Source organism: Marinobacter shengliensis, assembly GCF_030297115.1.
GTDB lineage: Bacteria > Pseudomonadota > Gammaproteobacteria > Pseudomonadales > Oleiphilaceae > Marinobacter > Marinobacter shengliensis.
Genome location: NZ_AP028062.1, coordinates 1,459,870 through 1,472,634 on the forward strand (window position 1 = coordinate 1,459,870; position 12,765 = coordinate 1,472,634).

Genomic DNA, 12,765 nt, shown 5'->3' on the forward strand with positions numbered 1-12,765 from the left:
AGCAGCTCCGTGAGCACCAAGTCGATGCATTGAGAGGTGTGGTATCTGGCCTTCAAAAAGCGGATCGCGGCAAGCTTATTATGGCTTGTGGGACAGGTAAGACGTTCACTTCATTAAAAATCGCGGAGGAGATGGCGGGCAAAGGGAAGCGTGTACTATTCCTCGTCCCCAGCCTCTCTTTGCTCGGTCAAACTTTGACAGAATGGACTCAAGAATCATCCGTCCGTCTTAAATGTTTTGCCGTCTGTTCTGATAGTGATGTGGGCAAGCGTCGAGGTAAAGAAGATGATCGAGTAATCTCCGGCATAAGTGACCTGCAATACCCTGCAACGACCAATGCAATTTCTTTACAGAAGCATATGTCGGATCACCACTCTGATGACGCAATGACAGTGGTGTTCTCAACTTATCATTCGATTGCAGTGTTGAATGAAGCGCAGTCGCCAGGCGATAAAACGATTCCAGCTTTTGACCTAATTATTTGCGATGAGGCCCACCGGACTACAGGTGCAACTTTCGACGGTGAGGAGGAGTCTGCATTTGTCCGGGTTCATGACAATGACTACATCCAGGGCGCAAAGCGTCTATACATGACAGCTACGCCTCGAATCTATGGTGAATCTGCCAAACAGACCGAAAACGTTACCCTTTGCTCGATGGATGACAGTTTTCTATACGGCGAAGAGCTTTACGTTATCACCTTTTCTGAAGCAGTCTCTCGAAAATTGCTGGTTGACTACAAGGTTGTCGTACTAGCGGTTGAGGAAACACACGTTAACCGACGACTTCAAAGCCTACTTAAAGACGCCGACAACTCGCTCAAAGTCGATGATGCGGCCAAGATTGTGGGCTGCTGGAAAGCGCTCTCAAAGCAGGGCTTGTTCGAGACAGCTGGGCAAAAAGCTGAGGCTATGAAAAGAGCAGTGGCTTTTTGCCAGGTCATTGAGAAGGAGTACAAGGGCAAAAACCACAAGGTAAGCTCCAAGTTGATTTCAGAAATGTTCGGTGCTGTGGTTGCTCAGTACCAAGAAGCTGAAATTGCCTCTTTACGGGAAAAGGATCCCGACGCGCCTTTGGACGCAGCCTTGACGATGCTTTGTGACGCCGAACATGTTGACGGCAGCATGAACGCGAGTGAGAAGGAGGCAAAGCTGGAATGGTTAAAGGCAACAACTGAAGCTAATACCTGCCGCATCCTATCTAATGTGCGTTGTTTGTCTGAAGGTGTCGATGTCCCGGCGCTGGATGCTGTGCTGTTTCTTACGCCTAGATCCTCCCAGGTTGATGTCGTACAGTCCGTTGGGCGCGTTATGCGACTTTCGCCTGGGAAAGAGCTGGGATATGTCATTCTCCCAGTGGTGATTCCGGCAGGCGTTGAGCCCGAAGAGGCCTTAAACAGCAATGAAACCTACAGAGTGGTCTGGCAGGTCTTGAATGCATTGAGGTCACACGATGACCGCTTCGACGCCATGATCAATAAGCTTGAGTTCAACGGGAGCATGCCCTCCAAGATGGAGGTTGTGGCCGTTGCAGACAAGGTAGTACCGAAAGCCACCAAGAAATCTAAGAAGGAACGCAAAGCCGGAAAGGCGCGTGGAGGGGCAGCGATCGGATCAAAAGACCCTAATTTGTTGCCCGAGCAAGCGGAGTTGGTATTCGAAGTGGGCGATATTGAACGCGCTCTTTATGCAAAGATCGTCAAGAAGTGCGGCAATCGGCACCACTGGGAAGACTGGGCGAATGACATTGCCAAGATTGCCAATACCCATATTGATCGTATTAAAGCAATCCTTGAAGACAAAAACCATACCGAAGAGATCGATGCCTTCAATGCGTTTGCCGCAGAGTTACGCGATGATCTCAACAATAGCATCTCCGATGAAGAAATCATCGAAATGCTGGCCCAGCACCTTATAACCAAGCCGGTGTTTGATGCTCTGTTTGAGGAATACAGTTTCGCCAAGCACAACCCAATGTCTCAGGCGATGCAACAGGTGTTGGACAAGCTGCATGAGCACCACTTAGATAAAGAACGTGGGACGCTAGATTCATTCTATGAATCAGTGAAGATGCGAGCGGAAGGGATCAACAGTGCGGAAGGAAAACAAAGGATCGTGGTAGAACTGTATGATAAGTTCTTCCGAAATGCTTTCCCACGAATGACAGACAGACTAGGTATCGTTTACACCCCGATTGAGGTTGTAGATTTTATGATCCAATCGGTTGAGAAAGTGTTGAAGAATGAGTTCAGTAGTAGTATGGCAGACGAAAACGTCCATATATTAGATCCCTTCACGGGCACTGGCACTTTCATCACGCGGCTTCTTCAAAGCGGAATCATCCCTGAAGATCGATTGCCAGGGAAATATAAGAATAACATTCATGCCAATGAGATTGTCTTGCTAGCTTACTACATTGCAGCAATTAACATTGAGGCGACTTACCACGGAATTCTAACAGGAAATATTAGCGGTGAACGAGATGACCTGATCTTTCAGCCTGAATGCCAACCTTTCAATGGTATATGTTTGACCGACACATTTCAGATGGGCGAAAAATCGGATTTAGTTGATGAGTTACTAGAAGAAAACAGTGCACGACGTAAGCGACAGCAAGCTTTAGATATTCGAGTGATTATTGGAAATCCGCCTTATTCAAGGGGGCAATCGGATGGAAATGACAATGCCAAAAACCAATCATACCCAAATCTGGAACATAGAATTTCTGAAACCTATGCGGCGGAAAACGAATCAACATTAAGTAGAGATCTATACAATAGTTATATTAAGGCTTTCCGTTGGGCGTCCGACAGGATAGACAAAGATAGCGGAATCATTGCTTTTATCACAGGCGGGGGGTTCATTGATAAAGGTAGCTATGCAGGTTTTCGAAAGTCACTGGCAAAAGAGTTCAATAAAATTTATGTATTTAATTTGAGAGGAGATATTAGAGGAAGATCTAAAGAAGATTCTAAACGCGAAGGTCAAAATGTTTTTGACATAATGACTGGAGTAACCATTACCATTTTGGTAAAGAATAGAGATAAAAATGAAAAGACCGCTGGTAGTGCTAAAATTCTTTTCGGCGAACTCCCAGATAGTTTAAGTAAACAGGAAAAACTAGATTACCTTTCGGGTCTTCGGAGTATTAATTCTTTTGAATTCACTGAAATTAACCCAAACGAGAAAGGGGACTGGATAAATCAAAGAAACTTGAGCTTCGAATCGTTTATTAGGTTAACTCCGGATAAGAAGTTTGACCTAAAGACAAAGTCAATGTTCGTTACTTATGCAGTAGGAATTGGTACTAACCGAGACTCATGGGTTTATAATTATAGTAAGAAAAAATTAGAAAAAAATATGGCAAATTTCGTTGATTTTTACAACGAACAAACAGATTTATACAAAAAATCTAATAAAGAAAATATAGATGATTTTATAGATGCTGATGCTAAAAAAATAAAATGGACGAGGTCTCTCAAGACGAGCTGTAAAAACGGAAAAAGGATTGACTTCGATCCTAAAAAGATTGTCGTAGCAACATATAGGCCTTTCAACAAGCAGTTCCTTTACTTTGACAAAAACGTGATAGAAAGTCCGGGCCTAAGCGATCGGTTTTTTCCAACACCGGACCATCGTAATAAAATTATTATGTTGCCTGGAACGGGATCAGTTAAAGATTTTTATGCACTGTGTCTCGATACAGTCCGAGATCTCGATACCTATGGCGGATGTCAGACATTCCCGCTTTATTATTATGAAGAGGTTAAAAGTAATTGCGGTCTTTTTGACGACGAAAATATAGGCAGTTATGTTCGCCGAGACGGAATAAGTGACTTTATTATTGAAGCTGCGTCAAAGAAATATGGCGAAAATGAAATCAGTAAAGAAGACATATTTTTCTATGTGTATGGCTTATTACATAGTCCCGACTATCGCATAACATTTGCTAACGACTTAAAAAAGATGCTACCACGATTGCCTTTAGTGGAAAGTGTTTTTGATTTTTGGACGCTAAGCAAGGCGGGGCGTAATCTTTCGGAACTCCACCTAAATTATGAGTCTATGTCTTTATACACAAAAGCCACTATCAATGGAAAGTCAAAGAAAATTATAGCAACTGAAAATGCTGTTATTGGTGGTGAAGACAAAGACTTTCACGTGAAAAAAATGAAGTTCCTTAAAAAAGGCGATAAAACAAAAGTTTTATATAACGAAAACATTACCATTGAAAATATTCCAAGTGATGCCTATGACTATGTTGTGAACGGAAGGTCGGCTCTTGAGTGGGTTATGGAGCGTCAAGCGGTTCTGAAGGACAACAACTCCGATATCGTTAACGACGCCAATGACTGGGCGGTTGAGGCGATTGGTAATGCGCGGTACCCGCTTGAGCTTTTCTTGCGAATGATCACGGTTAGCCTAGAGACTCAGGAGATTGTAAAGAGCTTGCCAAAGTTGGATATGCTTTAGGGCCTTTCCGGTTACGCACGCTAGGTGCTCCGTTAGTATGGGCACGGATCGCCACCGTGGCACGGGAGCTTGGCGTTTCTGCGATAGCTTCTTTGGTCAAAAGAATGGTCGATAGGTCCTGACAGGAATATTGAGACGGCATTATCTATCTGGCCCCTCGAACTCAAGGAAAAGTCATGGCTGTAGGGAACTGGTTTGAAACGTTTTGTGAAAACATTAGGGTTCAGGATCAGGCTTCGATTTCAAGCCGGTACAAAGCGATTACGAAAAGATTGAACACAGACTTCTGGGACACCACATCCGATGCTGCCCACAGTCTCTATGTAGGGTCCTATGGCCGGAATACTGCGGTATGTGGCTTTAGTGACCTAGATATGCTCTTTCGACTACCGTATTCCGTGTATGAGCGATACGACAATTACAACGGAAATGGCCAATCTGCGCTACTGCAAGAGGTAAAGCGTTCGATTGAGCGTACGTATGCAACAACCTCGATACGAGGCGATGGTCAAGTAATTTTAGTTCCTTTCAAGGATGGGCTCACTTACGAAGTTTTGCCAGCTTTTTTGAACAAGGGTAAAAGCTACACGTACCCGGACGCCAACAACGGCGGACGTTGGCGCGTTACGGATCCCAAGCCAGAACAGCAAGCGATTAGGGAGAGAAACAATCTCTGCAAGAGAAACGTTGTCTGGCTTTGCAGAATGATGCGCATTTGGAAAAGAAACTGGGATGTTCCTGTAGGCGGGCTGCTGGTCGATACATTGGCTTATCAGTTTCTTGCGACGTGGGAGTATAAAGACAAATCCTTTGTTTACTATGACTGGATGTGTCGAGACTTTTTAAACTTCATGGCGAACCAGGATAAGGAAAAAACATACTGGAAAGCTCCCGGAAGCGGTCAGCACGTGTATCGAAAGGGGCTTTTTCAGTTTAAGGCCCGAAGATGCCACAACATTGCGCTTGAAGCGTGCGAGCATGAGTCGGCGAAACCGTCACGCGAGTGGTCCGCCAAAGAGCGTTGGAGGGAGATTTTTGGTGCAAAATTCCCAAACTAATCGAGAACAAGGCCCCTTCCTTGAGGAGCAGATTAGGGAGTGCTATGGCCGAGTCGTTTATTCACACAAAACCCATGAGAGGTGCGCGGACATACTTCTCAAACGCCAATCGCGAATTAAGATTGCACAGATTGTGCTCTCAGCTGGGAGTACGGTTGGTTTCATCTCCATACTCTTTGGTTCAGGAGAGGTGGGTACGATAATTGGTGGCGGGGTTTCCGCAGTCTTGCTTGTATTGAATGGGTATACGAAGGACTATGACCTAGGCCAGTTGGCGCAAAAACACCGCCAAGCCGCCGCTGATATATGGTTGATTAGAGAACGATATTTATCGCTCTTGACTGACTTGCGCTCTAATGCCCTGACTGAGGATCAGGTGAGGATCGAAAGAAACGAATTGTTAGTTGAGCTTCACTCTATTTATGTTGGAGCACCGAGTACTAACTTCAGGGCATACAGTCAGGCCCAAAATGCTTTGAAAAACATGGAAGACATGACCTTTTCTGATGAAGAAATTGATACTTTCTTACCTAATAGTCTCAAGAAAAACGAATGTTGACGCAGCAGGTTCAGAATCAAGTGTCGTCCTTTTTTCTGCCCTCGGGATCGGAGCCTTTTCGTTTTTGCTATCCATTGCTTAGTAAATAGAGGGGATGTTGCGTGGCTTGGGTCAGCAACATCTATGCGGGCATCAGGCTCTCGAAAACCGAAGCGATGCGTCTGGCCAACGTAATAGTGTAGTGCCATAAGCTAAACGGCAGCCCCCCCTATCTTTTGGAAAAGCGCAAAGAAAATGTTGAGTCATTTCCCCGTTGCTGTTCCCGGTTCTGCATTTTTTTCGCACAGTATTTTATGTGTTTTAAAACTTTATTCGTCAAGCCGTTGCGATGTTCAATGAAATCGGCCTCTTCGACATTGCTAAACCAAGCGCCATCTGGATCGACGTAGACATAAAGGTCAATGTCTCCAGGCAAATAAACATAATGGTTGACTCGAACGCCCGTTCTAACTGCTTGATTTTGTAAGAGTCGCAACTGGATACTTAAGCGAGCTTCAGCCGAGGCGAAGCCAATCTCAGAAATAAGTCTCAATGTTCTTTCTGGCGTCTCAATTTCATCGAGTGAATAAATGCCTGTAAACGAAGCCAGTACCTGTATTTCAAAAGGATCGAGCTTTTTCCCGGATTTAAACCGGCCCAGCGTCAGGCTATCGAAGTCAATGCCGACCTCTTTTCCTATTGGTGAGTATTGCCGCTCGATATTGTCTAGATTGGGCGCTAAAAACTTATTAATGTAATCAATGTTTGAGAGGGTGTCTGTGAACATAATTTCTTCCTCAATGATCCCCGCAGAAAGAATTATGTATAGACGTCAAAACCTAAACGAAAAAAGGCTCCGGGAATTGTACCCACGCGGCACGGGGAAAACCGCTGTCTGAACGAGACGCGTTGAAGATTCCATTTTTTGTGAAATAAGTCAATATCACATCGTGAATTGCCGCTAAAGGAGGCGATTGTGGATCGGGAGTTGAGGGGTATGCGATCTTTGAGTATTCCGCGCCATCGTGCCCCCCCCTTCCTTTTGAGCGCGACCTCTCATTTCGTTTTATTCTGAGGCCACTCAATTCACTTACTGCTGTGCTCTAACTTCTCGATACGCTTTAGAAGAGCTTCCATGCCACCTGACTGTGAAAGCTTTGTCTCAGCCTTATCCGCTCTCTCTTTGTGCTCATCACGATCCCGGCAGGCAATACCCAGATCCATCTCAAGTTGATCGACTTTGTTTTCGAGGTCCCTATTTTTATCTTCAAGCTCTTCGATCATAGCGCTAGAGTCGGCCATTTCCGCCTCCGCTTGCTTCTTTGCAGCCTCAAGTTCTCGCGTCATATCGGCCACTCGGCGGTCTGCCGCCCGATTAGAAACTTTGTTAATTTCTGTTGCAATTGACCGAAGATAGTCCCCGAAACGCTCTCTACCTGCGGCAAGCGCTTCCTCGACTTCGACCGGTAGGTCTGGGGCTGGAGCTTCGTCATTGGTCGCTTCGGTCACGTGCTGAGACCAAACTTGTGCGATCCTTTTGGTATCCCCACCTCCAATGGCTTTACGAATCGCGAAGGCGGTCACCGTGCGACCCTCGTCTTGTATCTTTGTGCCTGCTTCAATAATTTTTTCGTTCGGATATTGTACTGGGCGCATAACCACTTCCTGATGTCAGACTGGTACTGAATATTAGAGCACAAATACTAAGAAAGAAAGTAAGTAAGTAATAAAGTAAGTAACTTGTTCGTCAGGAAGCTTGATGCTATTGGTTGGATGTGAAGGGTGGAGGTGATGAGGAATGACGGGCTATACTTTTTTAGGAATGTCCCCAGTAACGGGGTAGAGCCCCTGGGAGTTAACTAGGCCAACGTCGATGGCAGCTACTAGAAACGCTCAGTCCGTTGTAAGCACCCCTGTTTCAGTTGCACTGCTGATTAGAATATTCCACCCGTTGATATATGGCCAGATACTTCCCAGGCCGTCAGGTCTTCCGGAGGCATGAATGTTCGCTTTTGTTTAGGTGCTCCTGGGTCGCAAAGCGAACATTCAGATGGTGCGATAACGCGAAATCGGAGCGGCGCGTCCCAAGCTAAGCATCCGCCTTCCGTGACTGGTTAACTCTCACCAGCTACTGAACGGGATATTCGAATGTTCAACATTCACATGATCAAGATTCTTGGACTTCAATAGTGATTCAACTGAAGCAGAACATCTCCGCGCATTCGGATTTGGACCGATGATAATTTTTCGAATAGCATTTTTATTATGCTTGATGATCGACAAGTTGATATAAGGAACCAAGTGGGAGCTTGCAGCCCTGTGTCGGACATCAGCATCCGGATTCCGCGCCACAACACGCCACTCTGATTCTTCATGGAATCCAAAGTTCTTCATTAGTGGGGCGTAGTCATTGATAGCACCGCAGAATTCGTTCATAGCAGTCTTGGCTTCAAACTTTCCGTCTCCCTCCGAGGTAAAGAATCTGTACGCCAATTCATGCTCACATTGCTTCCCAGTGCTCAGAGCATCGTATTCTGCACGTGATATTCCGGGTTTCGGAAACTTTGTAAAACATTCGTTTACTAGCTCAAAGATGCGATTACGCTGCTCATCTTCGTCATACAGACATTCTGATAAGACAAAACCATTCTGCTTGCAGTAATCCTCGACAGCAGCTCGATCAAATCCCACGCATATCCCCGCGCCCTTTGGACAATATCCCCTCCATTGGCTAAGCAGATCGGGCTTTTCACTGAAGCTGCTGACGTAGACGTCTTGGCGCTCCATGTGCTCAATGGCATCCCTCAGTGCCCATCCAAATGCAGCAATATAGTCATCTTCCATATAGATTCCCCCAGCGAAGTGTTTCGCAAAATCTAAGGCATGGGAAATTTCGCTGGAGTCGTTCAGGTACTCACAGTGGCTCGCCCAAATTCCCTGGTTCTCCAGTATGCCAAGCAGTCCGTTCAAGCTTGTGTAGTGATACAGCATAAAGACACTCGTAGAGTTAACGCGAAGCTTTAGGGCAATTTTGGAGCCGCGAAGAGAAGGGAAAATTGTGCGGCAACAGCGTCTGGCTAGGTTTCAATTTGGCCCGTGACAAAATGCCTCTCCACATTTACTAGTGTTTTGTTCTTTTCCTCAAGATACCTTCGTCGTTTGACCATATCGTCGAAAAGAGAAGATCTATCTATCACCCGCCCCTCTGTATCGAGCGCCATAATTGATAATCCAATCAGGTCAGAATCGTAATTTTTTGCGAAATCTTTAAGGCAATCAGAGACGATTCTCTCGGAGTCATCAGCGAGATCTTTGGTTAATGCACGCACGCATTTATGTATGCGCGCGAAAGCCGACATATTCTCACGTATTAACAGTCTCAAATCGATTCTTTCGCCCATATCTTGGATTTCTTGAAGAATCTTTTTGTTGAAACTATTGTCCTTCGCCAACTCTGCCACAGATATATAAGGAATCGCATTGTGGCGACATGCATCTCTTGTATCTAACCAGCTTCCTCCCAAAGTGAAAGAATGAACCGGCAGACCACAGTGTTGCACATGATTACGAATTTCATACAAAACCCGATACCCCAAAAACTCGGAGTAGACGGTTTTTCGTTCGTTATGAAAGGCATCTTTCTTTTCTGGCAGATCCGGAAAAATTGCAGACAGATGCTGTGGAGTATGATCGACGTAGGACCTACACATTGCCAAGAGGTTCATTACGGCAAGGTTTGCGGCCTGGATGTGCTCAATGAAATCTGACCATGATCGCTCCGTGTAAAGCAGACCATTAATGGATGAGTCATAAACCACCTGCTCGAACCCGAGGTAGTTTCTGATGAGGAGGTCATACTTTTCCTCAATCGCGAGAAGCTCAAATAGATTTTGGCGAGCATCAGAGATCTCCCGGAAACTGGCCTCGCTTATCTGCTTTTCTGCTGTTGAAGAAAGAACTTCACGACGAAGGACATATTTCATAACGTCTAAAACCTAATGCCGAAGTACAGCGGCGACCTTGGAATGGCGATGAAGGAGCCATGGAAGGCGCTTCCAACAGTCCACGTCTTTATCGACGCGTTTGTTATGTTTAGCTCAATAGCCTTGTAGCTGGCTGAATAATGTCTCTCATTATTTGCAGGGTCTCGTTAGAGTCAATCAGCATCTTTCTGACTGCTTGCTCGTATTTCTCTCTTGATGGAAACAAAGCCTTTTTGGCTATTAATTCAAGAGCTGGGGTTTCTCTAAGCGGGTAGCGAGAAATAAGTTTTCCTATATCCTTTCTATCAATTAGATCAGAGATTAACCCTAACTCCTCGTTGAGAATTGGGGCCGAAGAAAACGCTACTTCCACATCGCCTCCCAGTATACTTCTCCAGTTTGGGCACTCTCTATATGCGCGATCCTTTACTTTTCTTTCGACCATTCTGGCAGCCATTCGGTCTTTATGTTCATTTGTGGCTTGAACTACGGAATCTATAATTTCAGCTATCGTAGCGCCAATATCAATTTCATTTACTGTAGCTACACGAGTTAACAAAGCACGTATAATCGAAGGGTGATAGTAAAGAGATTCTACGGAATACTGTTCTAACGGAATTATTCCGTTTTCTTTCAATCTCTCGCACTCTTCATCAGTTCGATTATCCCTATCAATAATTCCAAATGCAGATATCCAATGGTTATGCTCAGATGCTCTAATACCTGAGACGACCCTCTCTACATCAACACAACTCCCAAGCGGTTTTATACTTTTGGTTGGGAAAAGAATTTGATAAAGCTGAAGATCTAAGCTTGAACTTCCACCCTCCACGAACAATATAGCTCTTCTCGATCCAAGAACTGCAAGAGCTATGTCCTCATCCATCTCTTCGATATTCTCAACATGGTCTGCGGACCAATGTCTTGGCTGATGTGAATACTCTCTAAGTAAAAGTGCCCCGCATTTTTCTTGGTCGTGAGGTAATGTGATGTCGTGTGTCGAAACCACAAATGCGCAGTCTTCTCGATAGGTAAGCAAAGTACTGATAAGAGGAGAAACAATTGACCGATGGAGATGCCTTTCTGGTTCATCAAGTAAGATTAATGTATTTTTAGGTGCTGTGAGTACGTTAGCAATAATCAGCAGTGCGTTTCTTTCGCCATCAGAAAGTTGCGCAATGCTATACGGTTGGCATCCCTCACGAATGGCAATCAGTTTGCTCCCTTGATCCACATCGACCTGAAAGTGAAGGTTGGAAATTCGGAGTATGTCATTCATTTTTGATATCGGAGACTGTTCTCTTGCCAATGCCTCAACATCAGCCATATTTCCCGCTCTGGCTGCTTCAGCAATCTTTCTTGCATCAACATTTTCAGAATCAATGAGATCAAATATGTTTGCCTGCGACCTTTGATGGGCGTAATCGTCTTTCCACCTAGAGTCTTCCTGACGATCTCTCTGGATAATATTCGTTTCCATTTGCTGGCGTGAGGCAGGAGTCAAATCAACAGAGTCTGAGTTCAACCATATTTGCCTATGAGCAGTTATCCTACGCACTTTCCCAGTATTCTGTGTCGTAAAGGCATGCATAAGTGTTGACTTTCCAGTCCCATTTGGTCCGACCATAAACAGTATCTCCCCAGACCTTATGGTTAGTTGCTTTTGCTGGCCATCATTCTGGGGATAATTTAAGTTAAACTGTGTCATTTGTATCCATACTCTTTATAAAACATAATGCCCGCCATCACGCGCTTGTCGCGTGCATGGCATTGTTATGAAGAACTTTACTTGAGGCTGCAATGATGGTTTTGCAGTATCGTGAAAGGTAGTTGCTCTTTGCAACCAGTTCTGCTTTTATGATTTCGTGATTAGCATTACTAATCGACTCATCGAAGGTCATCATTCTGTACTCCCTCAATTGGTCAACCTCTTGATTAAAGGTGTTAAGCCGATTAGCAACCTCCCATATCGCCGACTGTTTTTCTTGCTCAAGATTATGAAAAAAGTTGGCATGGGCCAATGAATACGGCATTTCATACCTCTTGACCCCTACAGGAGAGAATCCCCTCAGCGATTGCTTTGTATTATATTCGTCCAACTGTTGGGCACTATTCTGAACGAACCGCTCCAACCGTTCCTTGATCTGGAACTCATCTGCTCCGGTGTCGAACTTCTCGTATTCTTGAAGGCACCATTTCACAAAGTCTTTGGTTAGAGAAAAAGTGCTTTCCGACAGCAAAAACGACACGACAACCAGTTGCTTAGCTAACTCAGAAACTTCTGCTTCGATCAGTTTCTCGACCTGCTTCTTTTTCCGCCGGGTAAGAATGTAATTCTGGATCACAGGAGAAAGCAGTCCCAGGAGCCATCCTAAAAAGATAAGGCCAAGGTCGCTCCAACCCATCAGGAATCTCCTTCTTCAACAGCAATTAGTCAGCGTGCTTTATCATTGCAGAAATTTGACTGCATCATTATCACTGACTCTGAACCATCAATCACGCTGCACATGAATCGATAAAACAATAGCTTAGCCGAGCATTGCCAGCTCTGCCATGTAATCATTCAGCGTCTGCAAATTGCTCTGCCAATCATACTGGGTGAAATGGCGGTGATTAGCTTGGAGACTCTGGCGAAAAGCCCTGACTCAAATGTTCGCTTTTGTTTAGAAATCTACGGGGACCCTAACGGTCGTAAAGCGAACATTCAGATCAAA

9 protein-coding genes are annotated in these 12,765 nt (G+C 44.9%); 3 read left to right on the forward strand and 6 right to left on the reverse strand.

The features are described from left to right. The first annotated feature begins 38 nt into the window (after window positions 1-38). The 3 genes from QUE75_RS06685 (at window position 39) to QUE75_RS06695 (ending at window position 6,089) form a co-directional block, all read left to right on the forward strand. Window positions 39-4,472 (forward strand): DEAD/DEAH box helicase, encoded by a 4,434-nt coding sequence (locus tag QUE75_RS06685; protein ID WP_318036582.1) that lies wholly within the window; start codon window positions 39-41, stop codon window positions 4,470-4,472. Window positions 4,473-4,648: 176 nt separating this feature from the next. Then, entirely contained in the window at window positions 4,649-5,530 is an 882-nt protein-coding gene (locus QUE75_RS06690; RefSeq protein ID WP_286254560.1) for an SMODS domain-containing nucleotidyltransferase, read from the forward strand. Next, entirely contained in the window at window positions 5,511-6,089 is a 579-nt protein-coding gene (locus QUE75_RS06695; protein ID WP_286254562.1) for an SLATT domain-containing protein, read from the forward strand. Before QUE75_RS06690 ends, QUE75_RS06695 begins: the two co-directional genes overlap by 20 nt. A 208-nt stretch (window positions 6,090-6,297) precedes the next feature. Here QUE75_RS06695 and QUE75_RS06700 read toward each other — a convergent pair whose 3' ends face one another. From QUE75_RS06700 to QUE75_RS06725, 6 genes are all read right to left on the reverse strand, one after another. Next, complete coding sequence (locus QUE75_RS06700) at window positions 6,298-6,855, reverse strand: hypothetical protein (RefSeq protein WP_286254565.1); 558 nt, start codon at window positions 6,853-6,855, stop codon at window positions 6,298-6,300. Window positions 6,856-7,154: 299 nt separating this feature from the next. Next, complete coding sequence (locus QUE75_RS06705; protein ID WP_286254566.1) at window positions 7,155-7,724, reverse strand: DNA-binding protein; 570 nt, start codon at window positions 7,722-7,724, stop codon at window positions 7,155-7,157. 465 nt (window positions 7,725-8,189) lie between these two features. Next, on the reverse strand, window positions 8,190-9,059 hold the full coding sequence (locus QUE75_RS06710) for a DUF2971 domain-containing protein (RefSeq protein WP_286254568.1): 870 nt from the start codon (window positions 9,057-9,059) through the stop codon (window positions 8,190-8,192). Between the two features lie 86 nt (window positions 9,060-9,145). Then, window positions 9,146-10,051, reverse strand: coding sequence for a hypothetical protein (locus QUE75_RS06715; protein WP_286254570.1), 906 nt, complete (start codon window positions 10,049-10,051; stop codon window positions 9,146-9,148). Window positions 10,052-10,160: 109 nt separating this feature from the next. Then, window positions 10,161-11,759: an AAA family ATPase gene (locus QUE75_RS06720; protein ID WP_286254572.1), complete on the reverse strand. Its 1,599-nt coding sequence runs from the start codon at window positions 11,757-11,759 to the stop codon at window positions 10,161-10,163. Between the two features lie 37 nt (window positions 11,760-11,796). Then, a complete protein-coding gene (locus QUE75_RS06725; RefSeq protein ID WP_286254573.1) occupies window positions 11,797-12,456 on the reverse strand; it encodes a hypothetical protein in 660 nt (219 codons plus the stop codon). Window positions 12,457-12,765: the final 309 nt, after the last annotated feature.

Excerpts from the sequence above, each read along its gene's own strand:
- QUE75_RS06725 (WP_286254573.1), bottom strand. The coding sequence starts at position 12,456 with ATGGGTTGGAGCGACCTTGGCCTTATCTTTTTAGGATGGCTCCTGGGA.
- QUE75_RS06715 (WP_286254570.1), bottom strand. The coding sequence starts at position 10,051 with ATGAAATATGTCCTTCGTCGTGAAGTTCTTTCTTCAACAGCAGAAAAG.
- QUE75_RS06710 (WP_286254568.1), bottom strand. The coding sequence starts at position 9,059 with ATGCTGTATCACTACACAAGCTTGAACGGACTGCTTGGCATACTGGAG.
- QUE75_RS06720 (WP_286254572.1), bottom strand. The coding sequence starts at position 11,759 with ATGACACAGTTTAACTTAAATTATCCCCAGAATGATGGCCAGCAAAAG.
- QUE75_RS06700 (WP_286254565.1), bottom strand. The coding sequence starts at position 6,855 with ATGTTCACAGACACCCTCTCAAACATTGATTACATTAATAAGTTTTTA.
- QUE75_RS06705 (WP_286254566.1), bottom strand. The coding sequence starts at position 7,724 with ATGCGCCCAGTACAATATCCGAACGAAAAAATTATTGAAGCAGGCACA.
- QUE75_RS06690 (WP_286254560.1), top strand. The coding sequence starts at position 4,649 with ATGGCTGTAGGGAACTGGTTTGAAACGTTTTGTGAAAACATTAGGGTT.